Here is an 18,395-nt window from a genome sequence, read left to right as displayed (position 1 = left end):
AGGCGCTGCCGATGCGCCAAGCGCGGAAGCTGAAGTAGGCGGGGACCGCGCCGCCCCGGACTCAGCGCGAGGCCTCGACAGGTCGCGCCACCGGCACCCCGCGCTCCCGGGCCCAGACCACCGGGCCGACGCGGACGATGTCCAGCGGCAGGGTCTGGGGCAGCGTGTCGAGCCAATCGTCGATGTGGTCGAAGGCCACCACGGTGCTCAACCGCGTCTCGGCCACCGCACCGGCCGGCCCGTACCAGAGGCGCCGGTCGTAGCGGCGCACTTCGTCCATCACCCGGCCCAGCGCCTCGTTCTCGAACTGAAGCTCGCCCTGGCGCCAGGCCAGTGCGCGTGGCGCCTCTTCATGCCGCACACCCGAATGCGTGCGCCGGTCGAAGCGCAGGACGTCCCCTGCGCGCAGCACGGCGGGTGCGTCCAGCGCGGTGCCCACGACCTCGGCCTCGCCGCGCTCGACCGCGACGGCCACGGTGCCGTCGAGGTCACGCCGCACCGACAACGCGCCGTCGTGCACCCGTACCTGCCCGACGCTCGCGTCGATCAGCAGCGGGCGCAGGGCCGCCGATGCTGTCTCGACATAGATCCCACCCCGCGCCAGGTCGACGCGGCGCTCCCTGTCCCCGACCTCGATGTCCACGGCGGTGTCGGTGTCGAGCTGCAGCTGGCTGCCGTCGGTCAGACGCATGGTTCGGCTTTCGCCAACGCCGGTTGCCGCGTCGAAGCGCTCGTTCGACCACCACAGGCCGGCCGTCACGGCCAGCACCACGGCGGCCGCCAGTGCCGGCCGACCGGCACGCGTAGCGCCCAATGCCTCGACCTCGTCCAGCCTCGGCACGCCGAGGAACGCGATCGCGGGCGGCTCGTAGTCGTAGCGGTGCGACCGGGGCGGCGCCGGTGGCTCCACGGTGGCCGGGTCAGGGACGGCAGCGGGCGCAGCGTCGCGTGGGGTGTCCGACGGCCGGCCCGGAACGTTCTTTTTCTTCCAGAAATCGGAGAGAGGGTTCATACGAGCTCGACGAAACGCGGACCAGGGGCGGGCGGCGTGGCGCCGGCAGGCCCGTTACCGCTTTTTCCAGAAGCGCGGGGCATCGGCCATTTTGCGCAGCGCGCGGCGGCTTGTCTGTACGCCTTCCGCCTGTCGAGCACTCAACCAGCCGACCGCGAACCAGGCACGCGGGTCGCTCGCGGCGGCGGCGCGGTAGACCTCGAGCGCCACCTGCTCGTCGTTGGCCCGGCCCAGCGCGTCCTGCGCCGGGGCGAGGCGCTGGAGGTAGCGCCCGGCCCGTGCGGCGTCGAACAGCGGCGCGACGAACTCGGCCAGGTAGCGCAGCCGCTTGAGGCGCTTGCGCACCGTGTGTCGCGCGGCGATATCGAGCGTGTCGAAGCGCTTGCCATCCTTGCATGCGCGGTCGTGCAGCGCCTGCAGCCGTTCGCGCAGGTGGCGGCGCGCCTCGGCCGGCGCCATGTCCTCCGGCGGCAGCGGCTGCGCCGCGAAACCGATCAGCCCGACCAGCGCCGCCTGGAAGCCCGGGCTGCGCACCACGGTGCCGGGCGACGGCGCCTCGGTCGCGTCGGCCGGCAGCGTGATGTCCGGCGCGTCGGCCGCGCGCAGGCCGGGGGCGACGATCCCGGTCGCGATGTCCGCGTCGCGGTGGGCTCCGAGGGCGCGAAAGGCCGCCACCAGCGGCGTCTCCCAGGCCGGATCGAAGCCCGTGCCGAGCGCGTCAAGTTCGCGCAGGGCGGTGCGCAGGCGGCGGATGCCGACGCGCAGCTGGTGGATGTGCTCGGCGTCGTCGCTGCCGGCCGCCACCTCGCTGGCGTTCGGCAGGATCTGCGCGAGGCAGGCGGCGACCACCGCCCGCTGCAGCGCCGGCCCCGACGGAAAGCCGTCGCCCGTGGCGTGGCGAGGGGCGGTCGCCTTCATTGCCGGACCGCGCGCAATCCCAGCCAGCAGCCGCTCGCCCCGCTCGGCCTTCGACACCGTGTCGAACCACAGTCGGTGCTGCTGCGACCAGCGATAGGCCAGCGCGACCAGGCCCTCGACCTTGCCGCTCACCAGCTCCAGCTCCAGCTCGCAGACGGCGGCCATCCGCGGCGCGCCGCCATCGGCCGGGTGGGCGGTGATGGTGCCGGTGTCCAGCGCCAGCTCGACCACCGCGCCGGGGGTGCGCAGCGCGCGCGTGAGGCGCCAGATGTCGGTGCCGTAGGTTTCGACGAGCGGCTGGCCCGCGTCGGCGAGCAGCCGCGCCAGCGTGTCGCCCACCGGCGTGCCTGCGTGGCGCTGCACGTCGGGCATCGGCGCCGCGCCGGCACGGGCCAGGCCGAGATCGACGTTGTGTTCCAGGCGATGCAGCGGGCTGTCGCCCAGCGCCTTGGCCGTCTGCACCCAGCGCCGGCCCTCCTGGCGCAGCCGGAGCACGGCGCCGTGCGCGGCCAGCGTGCCGTCGGCGGTGTCGAAATAGCGCGCGCGCAGGCGGGTGCGCTGCACCGGCGCGCGGCGCACGGCGGCTTCGAGCGTCTTCAGCCGCTCGGCGGGGATGTGGAACTTGAACTCGATTTCCATGGCGTGTCTCGGCAAGGACGGCGGACTCGTGGCATCGTCGCACGTCCGACGCAGCCGTGGCCCAATCGTTGTCCCGAAAGATGTCCATGACCCATTTCCGCCCCGTCGCCCTCGAACACGCCAGCCGCCTCATCAACCACGGACCGACGGTGCTGGTGACCAGCGCACACGGCGGCCGTCGCAATGTGATGGCGGCCGCCTGGTCGATGCCGGTCGAATTCACGCCACCGCGCATCGCCGTGGTGATCGACAAGAACACCTTCACCCGCGAACTGGTGGCCGCGAGCGGTACCTTCGGTATCTGCATCCCCGGCACCGCGCTGGTGGACCTCACCTACGCCGTCGGCAGCGTCAGCGGCCGGACGACCGACAAGTTCGCGCAGCACGGCATCGAGGTTGCAGAGGGCCCGGTGCTCGGCCTGCCGGTGATCGAGGCCGGCTGCGCCGCCTGGCTCGAATGCCGCCTGATCCCCGAGCGCCACACCGAGGACGCCTACGACACCTGTTTCGGCGAAGTGGTGGCCGCCGCGGCCGATGCACGCATCTTCTCGGACGGCCACTGGTCCTTTCGCAACGACAACAGCGACCTGCAGACGATCCACCACCTCGGCGCCGGGAATTTCGTGCGCGCCGGGGGCATGCTGACGGCCCGACGCGCCTGAGCACGGACGGTCGTTCCGTCACACGCCCGCTCACACGGCCCGTGCCTAGCCTCGGCAGCTCCTCTTCACTTCAAGGAACTGCCATGCCTCAATTCGTGATCGAACGCGACATCCCCGGCCTCGGTGAACTCCAGGCCGACGAACTGCAAGCCGTCTCGCAGAAATCCTGCGCCGTGCTGCAGGCGCTGGGCACCGACGTGCAGTGGGTGCACAGCTATGTGACGGCCGACAAGATGTACTGCATCTACAACGCGACCCACGAAGACCTCGTGCGCGAACATGCCCGGCGCGGCGGCTTTCCGGCCACGCAGGTGGCACGGGTCGTGCACGTCATCGGCCCGACCACCGCCGAGGCCTGAGGCCGCGCTTGCAGGCCGCAGGCACGCGCGCGACGATCGGGCCATGGGCCTCGCGATCCACCTCCTCGGCGCGCCGCGTGTGGAACGCGACGGCCAGGCGGTGCCTGCGCCGCGCGGCCTCAAGGTCTGGGCGCTGCTCGCCTACCTGCTCCGAAGCGACACCCGCGCGACCCGCCAGCACCTCGCGGACCTGCTCTTCGAGGACGCCGAGGATCCGCTGGCGGCGCTGCGCTGGAACCTGAGCGAACTGCGGCGCCTGCTCGGCGACGCCGGCCTGCGCGGCAACGTGCCCACGCTCTCGCCCGACCCCGAACGCCACATCGATGTCGAGGCCCTGACCCGGGGCGACTCGGCCCAGGCGCTGGCGGTTCCGGGCCTGGGGCGCGAGCTGCTCGAAGGCATGGGCTTCGCCAGCAGCCCGTCCTTCGACGTCTGGCTGGCGACCGAGCGGCGCCATCTCCAGGCCACGGCCGAGGCGGTGTTGCGCGAAGCCGCCCTGACACGCCTGGCGAACGGAGCGGCCGGCGAAGCCGCCGACCTGGCTGCGCGCCTGGTGCGCCGGAATCCGCTGGACGAGAACTTCCAGGCCTTGCTCGTGCGCAGCCTGGCTGCCGCGGGCGACGGCTTCGGCGCGGCACGCCAGGCCGCGGCGTGCCGCGAGCTGTTCCGGCGCGAGCTCGGCGTCGAACCGGGCGCCACGCTGGAGGCCGCCGCACGCACCGTCACGGCCCTGCCCACTGCGCGGCCGGCGACCGGCCGCGTCGCTGCGCTCGCCCAGCTCGAAGCGGGCGAGGCGGCCATCGGCGCCGGCGCACTCGACGCCGGGCTGCAGTGCCTGCGGCGCGCCATCGTCGAAGCGGACCACACCGGCGACCCGGTGCTGCGCACCCGCGCCCGCCTGGCGCTGGGTGGCGCGCTGGTGCATGCCGCGCGCGGTCGCGACGAAGAGGGCGCGACCGCGCTGCACGAAGCCTTGGCGGTGGGGCAGGACGCTTCGCCACCGCTGGCGGCCGCCGCCTGCCGCGAGCTCGGCTACGTCGAGTTCCTGCGCGGACGCTACGAACGGGCGCAGGTCTGGCTGGCGCGCGCACGGCCCCTGGCCGGCGACGACCGCGCCGAACAGGCCCGCATCGCCATCGTGCACGGCGCGACGCTCAGCGATACCGCGCACTACCCCGAAGCGATCGCCATGCTGTGCGACGCCGTGTCCTTCTCCAACGGCATCGGCGAACCCAGGCAGCTGGCCTACGCGCTGTCGATGTCGGGGCGCGCGCTGATGCTGCACGGCGAGCTGGACGCCGCGGCCGAGGCGCTGGACCGTTCGATCGCCATGGCGCAGTCCCGCTGGACCGCCTTCCTGCCCTGGCCGGAATCGCTGCGCGCAGAAATCGATCTGCTGCGCGGCGACGTGGGCGCTGCGGCGGACCGCTTCGAGCATGCGTTCGCGCTCGGCTGCCAGCTCGGCGACCCCTGCTGGGAAGGCATCGCGGGCCGTGGCCTGGGTTGCGTGGCCATCGCCCGGGGCGAGACGGCGCGCGCCGTCGAGACCCTGACGGATGCCATCGCACGCTGCATGCGCCTGCCCGATGCCTATCTGTGGGGCAAGTGCCATGCGCTCGATGCGCTGTGCGGGTTGGCCACCCGCCAGTCGCTGCCGCAGGCCGCGGCGTGGATCGACGAAATGCAGCAGCTCGCGGCGCGCAGCGGCATGCGCGACTTCACCGTGCGCGCGCACCTGCACCGTGCCGCGAGGGGCGACGGCGCGAGCGCCGCTGCGGCACGGCTGCTCGCGGGCGACATCGACAGCCCGGCGCTGTGCCGCGCACTCGATCGCCTGCCCCTGTCGCGACTCTGAGCGACCCTGAGCGCTGCGCGGGCATGATGGCGCCATGTCCGACGAGTACCAGATCGATATCCCGCCCTCCTTCTTCGCCGTGTTCAGCGACCCGGTGCGCCAGCGCCTGCGCGAACCCATCGGCGTGGTGCGCGAACGCTACGAGGTGTGCGAAGACCTGGCGACCGCGCTGGTCGAGCAGGCGCGCATCCTGGCGCATGTCGAGGTGCCGTCGGAAGACGAGGTGCTGCAGCGCATCCACGCTGGCCTGCGCTCGGCCGGCTCGGGCGTGTCGACCGACGAGGCGCGCTGGGTGGTGTTGCGGCTGGCGGAGCTGCTGGGTTGGCAGACGCCGCAGCTCGACGAGAGCGACGCGGGCTGAATCAGCAGCGGCTGATCTCAACGGCCGTGTCGTAGTAGGTCGCGCCGCGGCCGATGTCGGTCAGGCCGTCGGAGGTGACGGCGTTCGAATTCTCGCCATCGGCCGACTTTTTCTGCCACCAGATCGACGGCGCCACCAGCACACCGGTGCGCGCCTTGGTGCCGACGCGCGCGACCGCCTCGAACGCGCCACGGGCGTTGAACACGCGCACCCGTTCGCCATCCACGATGCCGCGCGCGGCCGCGTCGTCGGTGTGCAGGTCGACCCATGGCTCGCCGACCTCGGCGGCCAGCGAGGGGATCGCCGAGAAGCTCGAGTTCAGGTAGTGGCGTGCCGGCGGCGTCAACAACATCAGCGGATAACGCGCCGCCAGTTCCGGGTCGGCCAGCGCCGATTCGCGTGGCGGGATGAACTCGGGCACCGCGCTCCAGCCTTGCGTGGCAGCGCTGGCGCTTTCGAATTCGCATTGGCCGGACGGCGTGGGGAAGTGGCCCTCGGCGAAAGGCGCATAGCGCTCGGGCACATCGAGGCGTCGCCAGCCGTCGCGCTGCAGCCGGTCGAAGTCGAGTGTGGCGTTGACCGGCGACTGCAGGTCGTGCGCGGCGCGCGCGATGGTCTCGTCGCTCTCCTGCAGCGCCGGGTCGTCCAAGCCCATGCGTGCAGCGAGGCGGCGGAACAGTTCGGCGTTGGAGCAGGCCTCGCCCAGCGGCGCGATGGCCTGCTGGTTGAGCATGGTGTAGAGCGTGCCGTAGGGCCGGTGCACGTCGAACTGCTCCAGCTGCGTGGTGGCGGGCAGCACGATGTCGGCGTAGTCGCAGGTGTCGGTCAGGAAGATCTCGTGCACGACGGTGAAGAGATCGGGCCGCAGCATGCCGCGCCGCAGCAGGCCGTTGTTGGGCGCCACCGCCATCGGGTTCGAGGCATAGACGAACAGCGCCTGGATCGGCGGGTCGGTCAGCTCGTTGAGCGCACGGCCGATCTGCGCCATGTTGATGGTGCGCGGCGGCTTGGCCGGGTCGGGCAGCAGGGCGCGGCCGTCGAGCGCGGCCAGGTCGACCGCGTGCGCGCCGGCGTTGTCGAGCAGCACGCCGCCCGCAGCGTCGCGCCAGGCGCCGGTGAGCGCCGGCAGGCAGGCGATGGCGCGCACCGCGTTGCCGCCGCCGGCATGGCGCTGCATGCCGAAGTTCATGCGGATGGCGCTGGCGCGCTCGGCGCCGTAGAGGCGCGCGAGCTTCACCACGTCGTCGGCAGCCAGGCCGGTGATCTCGGCCACGCGTTGCGGCGTGAAGTCTTTCGCGCGTGCGGCCAGCGCGTCGAAGCCCAGCGTGTGCTGTGCGATGTAGTCGTGGTCGAGCAGGTCTTCTTCGATCAGCACGTGCATCAGGCCGAAGGCCAGCGCACCGTCGGTGCCGGGGTGCGGCGCGAGGTGCCAGTCGGCCTTCTCGGCGGATTGCGAGCGGAACGGGTCGATCGCGATCACCTGCGCGCCATTGCGCTTGGCCTCGGCGATGCGCGTCCACAGATGCAGGTTCGATGTGATGGGGTTCGTGCCCCACAAGATGATCAGCTTCGACTCGGCGAAGTGCGTGATGTCGGTGCCGATCTGCGCGCCGATCACCGTGGCGTAGCCCATGCGCCCGGCGGTGGCGCAGAGCGTGCGCTCGGGCTGCGAGGCGCCCAGCCTGTGGAAGAAGCGGCGCGGCATGCCGAAGTTGTGGACCAGCCCCAGCGTGCCCGAGTACGCATACGGAAAGATGCCCTGCGGGTCGACCGCGGCGATGGCCTGGAGCTTGCCGGCGACGATGTCTAGCGCCTCGTCCCAGCCGATGCGTTCCCACGTGCCCTGTCCCGGTCCCTTGGGTCCGACGCGGCGCATCGGGTACAGCACGCGGTCGGGGCTGTAGGTGCGCTCGAGGTAGCGCGAGACCTTGGTGCACAGCACGCCCTGCGTGGTCGGATGCGCCGGGTCGCCGCGCACCTTGGTCGCCACGCCGTCCTTCACCGTGATCAGCATCGCGCAGGTGTCGGGGCAGTCGTGCGGGCAGGTGCCGCGCACGGTGCGTTCGCCGGTGATGCCGATCGCGGCCATGGCCGTCAGGCTGCCGCTAAAAGCATCGCGTCGAGCAAGACGTTGCAGCCGGCCGTCAGATGCTCGGGCTTGGCGTCTTCCACCTCGTTGTGCGAGATGCCGTCCTTGCACGGCACGAAGATCATCCCGACCGGCAGCTGGCTGGCGACGTACACCGCGTCGTGGCCGGCGCCGCTCACCACGTCCATGCAGCTGTAGCCGCGGGTCTTCGCGCCCTGGCGCACGCCTTCGACCAATGCGGGTGCAAAGGCGGTCGGTGGGAAGTACACGACCTGTTCGATGTCGACCTTCGTCCGGGTGGCGGTGGCCACTTCGGCGCAGGCGGCGCGGATCTCGGCGTCCATCTTCGACAGCGTCTCGTCGTCGATGTTGCGCAGGTCGGCGGTGAACTTCACGCGGCCCGGGATCACGTTGCGCGAGCTGGGGAACACGTCGACCGTGCCCACGGTGCCGCGGCCGTGCGGCGCGTGGCGCTGTGCGATGGCGACCGTCTCCTGCATCAGCTTCGTCGCAGCCTGCAACGCGTCGCGGCGCAGCGCCATCGGCGTCGGGCCGGCGTGCGCTTCCTGGCCGGTCACGGTGATGTCGTACCAGCGCTGGCCGAGCGCGCCGGTCACGGCGCCGATCACGACGTCGGCGTCTTCCAGCACCGGGCCTTGTTCGATGTGCGCTTCGAAGTAGGCCGCGAACAGCGGTGCGCCGGCCGAGACGGCGGCCGGCGATTCGCCCGCGTAGCCGATGGCCTTGAGCGCCGTCTCGACGCTGATGCCCTCGCGGTCGACCGCGGCCAGTGCGGTCTCGAGCGTGAAGGCGCCGGCGTACACGCCCGAGCCCATCATCACCGGCACGAAGCGCGAGCCTTCCTCGTTGGTCCAGATCGCCATCTCCAGCGGCAGGCGCGTCTGGATGTCGTGGTCGTTCAGCGTGCGGAAGACTTCGAGCACGGCCAGCACGCCGTAGTTGCCGTCGAACTTGCCGCCGGTCGGCTGCGTGTCGATGTGGCTGCCGGACGCGACCGCGGGCGCATCGTTCTCGCGGCCGGCGCGGCGCGCGAAGATGTTGCCGATCTGGTCGACGCGGATGGTGCAGCCGGCCTCTTTCGCCCAGCCGATGACGCGCTCGCGGCCCTGGCGGTCGAGGTCGGTCAGCGCCAGCCGGGCCACGCCGCCGGCGGGCGTGCCGCCGATTTCGGCGAGGGACATCAGGCTGGCCCAGAGGCGGTCGCCGTTGATCGAGATGGCAGTCATGTCAGTTCTTCTCCGTGTGAGGCAAGGGGGTGTCGGCGGGCAGCAGGTGGCGCAGCACCGCCGCCGTCGCGGCCGGGTAGCCGGGCGACGTGTTGACGATGTGCGGTGCCAGCATGGCGTTGAGCTTCGGCAGTGCGTGGAAGGGCACGGCCGGGTAGGCGTGGTGCTCGACGTGGAAGGGCATGTTCCACGCGAAGAAATGGACGAAGCGGTTGGTGTAGGTGGTGCGCGTGTTGGCCAGCATGTCGTTGCTGTGGGCGCAGCCGGTGTGCTCGGCCAGCAGGTAGGGCCGCAGGAAGAGCTGGCCGGCCATCAGCGGCACGACCCACAGCCACAGCGCGGCGAGCGAGCCGGTGGCGACCGACGCGGCCACGATCAGCACGTAGCCCGCCAGATAGGCACGCGCCTCGCGCACGATCAGGCCGCGCTTGTCTTCCGGCACCCAGGGCACGGTCACGCGGCCGAGCACGCCGTGGCGCCACAGCAGCTTCGCGCGGCCGACCCAGATCGGCATGCCGGTCCAGGTCCAGGCGATGGCGGCGCGGGTGCGCGGCAGCGGGTTGGCGAGTTCCGGGTCTTTGTCCGGGTCCTGCGTGTGGCGGTGGTGCACCCAGTGGTAGGCGCGGTAGTACTCGTAGGGCAGCACGACCGCGAAGCCGGCGAAGTGGCCGAGCGCGTGGTTGAAGGCGCGGGTGCGGAAGGCGGTCTGGTGCGCGGTCTCGTGCACCACGTTGAACAGGAAGGCGATGAACCAGCCCTGCAGCAGCGTGAGCGGCACGGCCCACACGGTGCCGAGCGCGTGCCACAGCGCGACGCCGCCGAGTGCGATGGCGCCCAGGTGGCCGAGGGCGCGGCGCGCGCCGGCCGCGTCGGAACGCACTGCCAGCGCCTTCAGGTCCTGCGCGCTCACACGGAAGGTGGCGGGCTTGCGCACGGTGCGCGGTGCCTCGGTGTCGGTGATGGTCGTGGTGCTCATGTGGCCAGCAGCGCTTTCACGCGCGTCTCGATGAAGGCCCGGTCTTCGGGCTGGTGGAGGGCACTGGGGTTGCCCGCGCGATGGCCCCACACCGACGGAATGGGCTGCAGGTCGCCATGGCGCAGGTGCGGCAACTCGGCCCGGTTGTCGTCGACCTGGAAGTACAGGTCGTGGTCGCCGGGCATCAACAGCACGCGGGCGCGGATGGCATTGAGCGCCTTCTTCAGGTCACCGCCATACAGGTCGTTGGCGCTGATGTCGCCCGTCTGCCAGGTGCGGAACTGCGCCAGCAGGTCGGCCGGGTCGCGGCGGGCAAAGGTGGTTTCCCAGTTGCTGACGAGGTAGTCCTCCAGCGACGACGCGCCGAGCTGGCGCCACATCTCCTCGCGGTAGAAGGTCTGCGACAGCGCCCAGCCGGCATAGACACGGCCCATGGCGCGCAGGCCGCGCACCGGCTTTTCGGTGAACGCGCCATCGCGCCAGGCGGGGTCGGCCATCAGCGCGTGCGCCGCGCCTTCGATGAACACGCGGTTGTGCGGCGCACAGCGCGCGGCGCCGCACACCACGGCGATGCGGTCCACCGCGTCGGGGAACAGCGCGGCCCAGTGGTAGGCCTGCATGGCGCCCATCGACCAGCCGTAGACCAGCGCCACCCGCTCGATGCCCCACAGTTCGGCCAGCAGGCGACGCTGCACGTGCACCGCGTCGTAGTACGTCACGTCGGGGTAGCGCGTGCCGACATCGGGCCAGGGCGTGTTCGACGGCGAGCTCGACAGCCCGTTGCCGAACAGGTTGGCGATGACGATGAAGTACTTCGACGGGTCGAGCGCGCCGCCTTCGACGACCATGTGCTCGATGTCGGTGTGCTGCGCGCTGTACGAGGTTGGGTAGAGGATGACGTTGGAGCGCTCGGCGTTCAGCGTGCCGAAGGTCTTGTAGACCAGAAACATGTTGCGGAAGGTGCGGCCGGACTGCAGCACCACGTCCCCGGCCTGGAACGTGCCGGTATCGGCGCGTGCATCGGCAACGGGCGTGGGCGTCATGGTGGATGTCCTTTTTTGGTGCTTCGATCGTGCGGCTGAATAACTATACTCCGCGTACAGCAAAGCCGACGCAACATGCATGCCACCCCGCCACCCGACGACGAAGCGCCCCGGCGCCGCGGCCGCCCGCGCTCCGACGCGGCGACCGCCGCCGTGCTCGACGCCGCCTGGCGCCTGAGCGCCACCGAAGGCCTGCGCGGCGCCACCATCCAGGCCATCGCCGCCGTGTCGGGCGTGTCGAAGATGACCATCTACAAGTGGTGGGAAGGCCGGCTGCAACTGCTGATCGACGCGTACATGCGCCAGGCGACGGTGATGCTGCCGCTGTCGGAAACGCTGCCGCCCCCCGAGGCGATCCACGCCCACGTGCAGCAGTACCTGGTGGCGCTGCGCGGCGACCTGGGCCGGGTGCAGCTGGCGGTGCTGGCCGAGTGCATGGCCGAGACCGGCACCTCGGAGGTCTTCGTGGCGCGCTACCTCCGCGTGCGCCGCACCCTGGGTGTGCGCGTGATCCGCCGCGGCCAGCGCGACGGCAGCATCGCGTCGAAGCGCCCCGCCGAAGCGCTGTACGACCAGATCTACGGGACGATCTTCTACCGCTTCCAGTTCGGGCTGAAGGGGCTCGACAAGGGCTTCGTGCAGTCGCTGGTCGACACCGCCTTCGCGGCCTGACGCGAAGGCGGCTCAGACGCCCCCGTCGGTCATCCTGTACCAGCCGATCACGGCCGAGACGTAGAGCCGGCGCAGGCCGTACAGCGGAAATGGCTTGATGCTCGACGGCGCGACAGGCAACGCCTGCTGGTTGCCGGTCGCGATGTACTCGGCCAGCGCCTGGCCCATGCGCGTCTGCAGGCCGACGCCACGGCCCTGGCAGCCGATGTCGATCAGCAACCCCGGCGCCGGCTCGTGCAGGTGCGGCATGTAGTCGCGCGTGATCGCGACATGCCCGCACCAGCGGTAGGCGATCGGCACGCCGGCCGCCTGCGGGAACAGCTTGCCGACCACGTTCTCCAGATGCGACCAGTTGCCGGGCTGCGACGGATCGGGCTCGCGGAAGCTGCCGCGGCCGCCCATGATGAGCCGGCCCGTGTGGTCGATGCGGTAGTACAGCAGCAGGTTGCGCGCGTCCGACGTCACATGGCCTTCGGGCAGGATGCTGCGGCGCACCGGCTCGGCCAGTGGCTCGGTCGCGACCTGGAACGAGTTCGCGTTGATGATGGATTTGCGCAGCTGCGGCCAGAGGTCGTCGGTGTAGCCGTTGGTGGCCAGCACCACACGTTCGGCCACCACCTTGGCGCCCTGCTTCGTGGTGACGTGCCACTTGCCGCCGGCCTGCGCCAACTGCGTGACCGGCGATGCGGTGTGGATCACCACCCCGGCGGCGATCGCGGCCCGTGCCAGCCCGCGCGCGTAGCTGAGCGGCTGCACGCCGCCGCCGCGCGGATCGACCCAGCCGCCGAAATACTTGTCGGTGCCGAGCAGGCGTGCGGTCTCTGCGCGATCGAGCAGCTGGGTGGCGACGCCCTGCGCGCGCCAGTCGCGCGCACGGCGCTCGGCCAGCTTGAGGGCGTCCGTCGTGTGCGCGCCCTGGATCCAGCCACGCCGCACATGCGGCACGTCCATCCGGTGCTTGTCGATCAGGTCGAACACCGCGTCCGCGGTGCTCCCCGCGAAATCGACGAGGCGCTGGCCTTTCTCGGCGCCGAACATCGCGATCATTTCGCTCGGGTCGTGCTTGAAGCCGGGGATGACCTGCCCGCCGTTGCGGCCCGAGCCGCCGAAGCCGACCTCTCGCGCTTCGAGCACCACCACGCGCACGCCGCGCTCGGCCAGGTGCAAGGCCGTGCTCAAGCCGCAGTAGCCGGCGCCGACGATGACGACGTCGGCTTGCGCGTCGCTGTCGAGCGGTGCCGTGTCCGGCGCGGGCGAGGCGGTCGCGGCCCAGAGCGACGGCGTCAACGGAAAAAACTCTTCTTGCGGCATGGTGCCTTTCACATCGGATGGAGAACGCGCCGCAGGAAGTCCTGCGTGCGCGGATGCTGCGGGTTGCCGAGCAGCTCGGCCGAGGGGCCCTGCTCGGCCACCACGCCGCCGTCGATGAACAACACGCGGTCGGCCACCTCGCGCGCGAACTGCATCTCGTGCGTGACCACGACCATCGTCATGCCGGTTTCGGCGAGCTTTCGCATCACTTCCAGCACGTCGCCGACCAGCTCGGGGTCGAGCGCGGACGTGGGTTCGTCGAACAGGAGGGCCTTGGGGTTCATCGCCAGCGCGCGCGCGATCGCGACGCGTTGCTGCTGGCCGCCCGAGAGCTGCGAAGGCCGTGCGTCGATCTTCTCGGCCAGGCCCACGCTGGCCAGCAACTCCTTCGCATGGTCGATGGCCGCCGCACGCGGCTCGCCCTTCACGAAGACCGGCCCCTCGATGATGTTCTCCAGCACGCTGCGGTGCGGGAACAGGTTGAAGCGCTGGAACACCATCGCCACTTCGGTGCGAATCTTCTTGATGCTCGGCGCCTGGTGGTCGACGTGCACGCCGTCGATGTCGATGGTGCCGCCGCTGTAGCTTTCGAGCCCGTTGATGCAGCGCAGGATGGTCGACTTGCCCGAGCCCGAGGGGCCGATGATGCAGACCACCTCGCCCTTGGCGACCGATGCGTCGACACCTTTGAGCACATGGTGCGTGCCGAAGAATTTCTGGAGTCCGCGGATCTCGATCATGTCTTGTTCCGCTTCTCGAGATGCCGCACGAAGAGGATCAGCGGCACGCACATGACGAGGTACATCACCGCCACCATCGAGAACACCGTGGCGTTCTGGAAGGTCGAGGTGGCGATCAGCTTGCCCTGCAGCGCAAGTTCGGCGACCGTGATGGTGGAGGCCTGCGACGAGTCCTTGAGCATCATGATCATGATGTTGCCGTAGGGCGGCAGCACGATCTTCACGGCCTGCGGCAGCACCACGCGCCGCATCATCAGCGGCCAGCCCATGCCCATGGCGCGCGCGGCCTCCACCTGCCCATGGTCGACCGCCTCGATGCCCGCGCGGAAGTTCTCCGACTGGTAGGCCGAATAGGCGATGCCCAGGCCGAGGATCGAGGCCTGCACCGCCGACAGCGAGAGGCCGAAGTCCGGCATCACGAAGTAGAGGAAGAACAGCAGCACGATGATCGGGATGCCGCGCAGCAGGTTGACGATGGTCGTGGCGATGTTCGCCAGCCAGCGGATGCCCGACACGCGCATGACGGCCCACACCATGCCCAGCACGGTCGACAAGGCGAGCGAGCCGAGCGTCACCAAGATGGTGAGCCAGGCCCCCTGCAGCAGGATCGGGAAGTACTCCCGGATGCGTTCGAGCAGCACGAGCATGGCTGTTTCGTTCAACGGTTCAGACGCCGATCAGGACGCCAGGCCCCACTTCTTCAGGATGCCGTCGATCGTGCCGTCGGCCTTGAGCTTGGTAAGCGCAGCGTTGACCTTGCCCATCGTCTCGGTGTCGCCCTTGCGCGTTGCGATGCCGATGCTGCTGACCATGGTCGGCTTGAAGGTCGTCGCCATGCGCAGGTTGGGGAACAGGCTGCGCGAGATCGCGAAGCCCGCGATCGGCGAATCGAGGAAGCCCGCGTCGATGCGGCCGGCGTTGGCGTCGCGCATCAGGTCGGCGGTGGTGTCGTAGAGCTTGACCTCGGTGAAGAGGCCGCTCTTCTGCAGCGGATCGACGAAGGCGGTACCGACCTGCACACCGACGCGCTTGCCCTTCAGGTCGGCCATCGTGACGTAGCCCGTCTTGTCGGCCACCGGAACGACCACGCCTTCGCCGTAGCTGTAGATCGGCTGCGAGAAGTCGACCACCTCGAGCCGCACCGGCGTGATGAACATGGCCGCCGAGATCAGGTCGATGCGCTTGGTGGTGAGCGAACTGATGAGCGTGGAGAACTGCATCGCCTCGATCTGCACCTCGAAACCGGCCTCCTTGCCGACGGCCTTGACGATGTCCGCCATCACGCCATCGATGGTGTTGGTCTTGGTGTCGAGGAAAGTGAAAGGGCTGCCGGTCGGTGTGGAGCCGACCTTCAGCACGGCCTGGGCCGAAGCCGGTGCCGTGATCGTCAACGCGAGCGCCGTGAACAGCGAAGCGACAAGTGCGGGGAGCTTCATGGTGTCTTTCCTTGGAGGGTGGACGGTTGCGGGAGGGGAGGCACGGGGGAATGGGGAGCGCGGGTGATGGCCCACAGCACGGTGGTGAGCGTGGGGCCGGGGTTGCGCCAGCGGCGCGGCGTGCTGCCGTCGTAGCAGAAGCTGTCACCGGCATGCAGCTTGAGCAGCCGGTCGTTGACGAAGAGTTCGAGCTGGCCTTCGATCACGTAGCCGACCTGCTCGCCACGGTGGGTGAAGAAGAGTTCGTCACCGGTCGAGCCGCCCGACTCGATGACGGCGCGGTAGAGCTCGACCTGGCCGGTTGCGGCCGGCGGCGTCAGGTTTTCCTTGTGGATGCCCTTGTCGCCCAGGTCGATGCGGCGGTGCGCGCCCACGCGCACCACCGCGCCGTCGACCTCGTCCTGCGCGTCGCCGTGCGTGCTGTTGCGCACCAGCATTTCCATCGGGAGCTGCAGTTCGTGCGCGAGCGCCTCGAGCGTGCGCATCGAAATGGAGCGCAACCCGCGTTCGAGCTGGCTCAGCAGGCTCACCGAGATGCCGGCCGCCTGCGCCACATGCAGCAGCGATCGGCCCATGGCCTTGCGCCGGCGCCTCAATTGCTCGCCCAGCCACAGGTCGATCACCGAATGGATGCGGTGCGCCGGCCCGGCGTCCGGCGCGGGGCCGGATCCGGCGGTGAAGGGCTGTCGGCTGTTCATGAGGCTGCGGGCGGGGTTCGGTAAAACTTTCACGTTTGTGAATATTTCACACGCAAGAGCCGCGCCAGCTTAGCCCGAGCCTCAGCGCTGCCTATCCGTACAAACGCGCGCAGTGACGGCCGTCGCCCACCGACATCGGGTCGATGGCCGGCGAGGGTTTTCGCCTACGAGAAGTCCGGCCGGCCCGCCATAGCGGCCACGCCTGCACGAGCGCACATTGCTGATCTTTGCCCGGAGCGTTGATGCCTGCACCCGTGACTTCCCATGCGCTCGAAGAAGGCGCCCCCCACCCCCTGGGCGCCACCTACACCGGCCGCGGCGTCAACTTCGCCGTGTTCTCGGCCCATGCGACGAAGGTGCAGGTCTGCCTGTACGACGATGCGGGCACCACCGAGACGGCCTGCATCACGCTGCCCGAATACACCGACGAGGTCTGGCACGGGTTCGTCCCCGGCCTGGAGCCCGGCACCCGCTACGGCCTGCGGGTACATGGCCCGTACGAGCCGGAGAAGGGACACCGCTTCAACCACCACAAGCTGCTGCTCGACCCCTACGCCAAGGCGCACATGGGCGAGCTCAAGTGGGGCCCCGAGCTGTTCGGCTACACCGTCGGCCACCCCGATGCCGACCTGAGCTTCGACGAGCGCGACAGTGCGCCCTGCATGCCCAAGTGCGTGGTGGTCGATTCGCGCTACCAGTGGACGCAGACCGACGCGCCGCGCGTGCCCTGGAACCAGACCGTCTTCTACGAGACGCATGTGCGCGGCTTCACCATGAAGCACCCCAAGGTGCCCCAGCTGTTCCGCGGCACCTTCGCCGGCCTGGCGCTCGACGACGTCATCGGCCCGATCAAGGAACTGGGCGTGACCAGCGTCGAGCTGCTGCCGGTGCAGATGTTCCTGAACCAGCCCTTCCTCACCGAGAAGGGCCTGACCAACTACTGGGGCTACGACACCATCGGCTTCTTCGCGCTCGACCAGCGCTACATGGACGGCCCGAACATCGACGAGTTCAAGAACATGGTCGACCGCTTCCACGCCCACGGGCTGGAGGTGATCATGGACGTGGTCTACAACCACACGCCCGAAGGCAACGAACTCGGCCCGACGATCTCCTTCAAGGGCATCGACAACGCCAGCTACTACCGCCTGCTGCCCGACCAGCCGCGCTACTACATCAACGACACGGGCACCGGCAACACGGTGAACCTGAGCCATCCGCGCGTGCTGCAGATGGTGACCGACAGCCTGCGCTACTGGGTGACCGAGATGCACGTCGACGGCTTCCGCTTCGACCTGGCGACCATCCTGGCGCGCGAGCCGCACGGCTTCGACGAAGGCGGCGGCTTCCTCGACAGCTGCCGTCAAGACCCGGTGCTCTCCAGCGTCAAGCTGATCGCCGAACCGTGGGACATCGGCCCCGGCGGCTACCAGGTCGGCGGCTTCCCGCCCGGCTGGGCCGAGTGGAACGACGGCTTCCGCGACACCGTGCGCGCCTTCTGGAAGGGCGACGAGTCGATGGCGCCGGCGCTGGCGCAATGCCTCACGGCCAGCAGCGACCGCTTCAACAAGCGCGGCCGCCGGCCCTGGGCCAGCGTCAACTTCATCACTGCGCACGACGGCTTCACGCTGGCCGACACCACCAGCTACAACGAGAAGCACAACGACGCCAACAACGAAGGCAACCGCGATGGCCACGGCGACAACCGCAGCTGGAACTGCGGCGTCGAAGGCCCGACCGACGACGAGGCCGTGCTCGCGCTGCGCGCCCGCCAGCAGCGCAACATGCTCGCCACGCTGCTGCTGTCGCAAGGCACGCCCATGTTGCTGGCCGGCGACGAGTTCGCGCGCACCCAGCAGGGCAACAACAACGCCTACTGCCAGGACAGCGACATCTCCTGGTTCGACTGGGAAGCCGCCAGCGCGCCGGCCGGTCGCAGCCTGACGAGCTTCACCCAGCACCTCACGCACCTGCGCCACACGCTGCCGGTGCTGCGCCGCAACCGCTTCCTCACCGGCCAGTTCAGCGAGACGGCGCAGGTGAAGGACTCGACCTGGCTCGCGCCCGACGGCAACGAGATGGACGAAGCGCACTGGACCGACCCGCAGACCCGCTGCTTCGGCCTGCTGCTCGAAGGCACCGCCCCCGCGTCGTCGTTGCCGCAGCCCGCGGCCGACGACAGCGTGCTGCTCGTCTTCAACGCGTGGGAAGGCGCCATCGACTTCGTGCTGCCGCCGCGCGCCGAAGGCAAGTCGTGGAAGCGCGTGATCGACACCGCCCTCGACCCGCAGGAAGATGCCGACTTCCAGCCTGGCCACGGCTACACCGTGACCGGCCGGTCGTTGCTCATGTTCACCTGCCAACCCTGACCCGACCG

17 protein-coding genes are annotated in these 18,395 nt (G+C 70.1%); 6 read left to right on the top strand and 11 right to left on the bottom strand.

Going from position 1 to position 18,395, the window contains the following annotated elements; translation table 11 throughout:
- Positions 1-61: 61 nt before the first annotated feature.
- Together ACSFA2_RS09450 and ACSFA2_RS09445 are read right to left on the bottom strand one after the other, a co-directional pair.
- A complete protein-coding gene (locus ACSFA2_RS09450; RefSeq protein WP_435455072.1) occupies positions 62-1,012 on the bottom strand; it encodes a FecR family protein in 951 nt (316 codons plus the stop codon).
- Positions 1,013-1,066: 54 nt separating this feature from the next.
- Positions 1,067-2,569 carry a CYTH and CHAD domain-containing protein gene (locus tag ACSFA2_RS09445; protein WP_435455071.1) on the bottom strand — a complete coding sequence of 501 codons (1,503 nt, stop codon included), beginning with the start codon at positions 2,567-2,569 and terminating at the stop codon, positions 1,067-1,069.
- 86 nt (positions 2,570-2,655) lie between these two features.
- On the opposite strand from ACSFA2_RS09445, the gene ACSFA2_RS09440 reads away from it, so the two are divergent.
- The 4 genes from ACSFA2_RS09440 to ACSFA2_RS09425 all read left to right on the top strand — a co-directional run bounded on the left by ACSFA2_RS09440 (position 2,656) and on the right by ACSFA2_RS09425 (position 5,806).
- Complete coding sequence (locus tag ACSFA2_RS09440) at positions 2,656-3,231, top strand: flavin reductase family protein (RefSeq protein WP_435455070.1); 576 nt, start codon at positions 2,656-2,658, stop codon at positions 3,229-3,231.
- Positions 3,232-3,314: 83 nt separating this feature from the next.
- Positions 3,315-3,590: a DUF4242 domain-containing protein gene (locus ACSFA2_RS09435; RefSeq protein WP_435455069.1), complete on the top strand. Its 276-nt coding sequence runs from the start codon at positions 3,315-3,317 to the stop codon at positions 3,588-3,590.
- A 43-nt stretch (positions 3,591-3,633) separates the two neighbouring features.
- On the top strand, positions 3,634-5,445 hold the full coding sequence (locus ACSFA2_RS09430; protein WP_435455068.1) for an AfsR/SARP family transcriptional regulator: 1,812 nt from the start codon (positions 3,634-3,636) through the stop codon (positions 5,443-5,445).
- 34 nt (positions 5,446-5,479) lie between these two features.
- Positions 5,480-5,806 (top strand): hypothetical protein, encoded by a 327-nt coding sequence (locus ACSFA2_RS09425; protein ID WP_435455067.1) that lies wholly within the window; start codon positions 5,480-5,482, stop codon positions 5,804-5,806.
- Between the two features lies 1 nt (position 5,807).
- Here ACSFA2_RS09425 and ACSFA2_RS09420 read toward each other — a convergent pair whose 3' ends face one another.
- Genes ACSFA2_RS09420 through ACSFA2_RS09405 form a run of 4 tightly spaced genes read right to left on the bottom strand, consistent with a single transcriptional unit; the run spans position 5,808 to position 11,161 of the window.
- Positions 5,808-7,895 carry a molybdopterin-containing oxidoreductase family protein gene (locus ACSFA2_RS09420; protein WP_435455066.1) on the bottom strand — a complete coding sequence of 696 codons (2,088 nt, stop codon included), beginning with the start codon at positions 7,893-7,895 and terminating at the stop codon, positions 5,808-5,810.
- 5 nt (positions 7,896-7,900) lie between these two features.
- Complete coding sequence (locus ACSFA2_RS09415; RefSeq protein WP_435455065.1) at positions 7,901-9,142, bottom strand: Zn-dependent hydrolase; 1,242 nt, start codon at positions 9,140-9,142, stop codon at positions 7,901-7,903.
- A gap of 1 nt (position 9,143) precedes the next feature.
- Entirely contained in the window at positions 9,144-10,118 is a 975-nt protein-coding gene (locus ACSFA2_RS09410) for a fatty acid desaturase (RefSeq protein ID WP_435455064.1), read from the bottom strand.
- On the bottom strand, positions 10,115-11,161 hold the full coding sequence (locus tag ACSFA2_RS09405) for an alpha/beta fold hydrolase (RefSeq protein WP_435455063.1): 1,047 nt from the start codon (positions 11,159-11,161) through the stop codon (positions 10,115-10,117). The genes ACSFA2_RS09410 and ACSFA2_RS09405 overlap by 4 nt, the downstream gene beginning before the upstream one ends.
- 75 nt (positions 11,162-11,236) lie before the next feature.
- Between ACSFA2_RS09405 and ACSFA2_RS09400 the strand changes: the two genes are divergently transcribed.
- On the top strand, positions 11,237-11,833 hold the full coding sequence (locus tag ACSFA2_RS09400) for a TetR-like C-terminal domain-containing protein (protein ID WP_435455062.1): 597 nt from the start codon (positions 11,237-11,239) through the stop codon (positions 11,831-11,833).
- Positions 11,834-11,845: 12 nt separating this feature from the next.
- On the opposite strand, the gene ACSFA2_RS09395 is transcribed toward ACSFA2_RS09400, so the two are convergent.
- From ACSFA2_RS09395 to ACSFA2_RS09375, 5 genes are read right to left on the bottom strand one after another with little or no spacing between them, the layout of a single operon-like run.
- Positions 11,846-13,144 carry an NAD(P)/FAD-dependent oxidoreductase gene (locus ACSFA2_RS09395; protein WP_435455061.1) on the bottom strand — a complete coding sequence of 433 codons (1,299 nt, stop codon included), beginning with the start codon at positions 13,142-13,144 and terminating at the stop codon, positions 11,846-11,848.
- Between the two features lie 8 nt (positions 13,145-13,152).
- Positions 13,153-13,884 (bottom strand): amino acid ABC transporter ATP-binding protein, encoded by a 732-nt coding sequence (locus ACSFA2_RS09390; protein ID WP_435455060.1) that lies wholly within the window; start codon positions 13,882-13,884, stop codon positions 13,153-13,155.
- Positions 13,881-14,531, bottom strand: coding sequence for an amino acid ABC transporter permease (locus tag ACSFA2_RS09385; protein WP_435455059.1), 651 nt, complete (start codon positions 14,529-14,531; stop codon positions 13,881-13,883). The genes ACSFA2_RS09390 and ACSFA2_RS09385 overlap by 4 nt, the downstream gene beginning before the upstream one ends.
- Before the next feature lie 30 nt (positions 14,532-14,561).
- A complete protein-coding gene (locus ACSFA2_RS09380; protein ID WP_435455058.1) occupies positions 14,562-15,320 on the bottom strand; it encodes an ABC transporter substrate-binding protein in 759 nt (252 codons plus the stop codon).
- Positions 15,317-16,018, bottom strand: coding sequence for a helix-turn-helix domain-containing protein (locus tag ACSFA2_RS09375; protein WP_435455057.1), 702 nt, complete (start codon positions 16,016-16,018; stop codon positions 15,317-15,319). Before ACSFA2_RS09375 ends, ACSFA2_RS09380 begins: the two co-directional genes overlap by 4 nt.
- 242 nt (positions 16,019-16,260) lie before the next feature.
- Here ACSFA2_RS09375 and glgX point away from each other — a divergent pair, with 242 nt between their 5' ends.
- A complete protein-coding gene (glgX, locus tag ACSFA2_RS09370; protein WP_435455056.1) occupies positions 16,261-18,387 on the top strand; it encodes a glycogen debranching protein GlgX in 2,127 nt (708 codons plus the stop codon).
- Positions 18,388-18,395: the final 8 nt, after the last annotated feature.

Source organism: Variovorax cryoconiti, assembly GCF_051216395.1.
GTDB lineage: Bacteria > Pseudomonadota > Gammaproteobacteria > Burkholderiales > Burkholderiaceae_C > Variovorax.
This window is presented reverse-complemented; position numbering and strand designations above follow the sequence as displayed.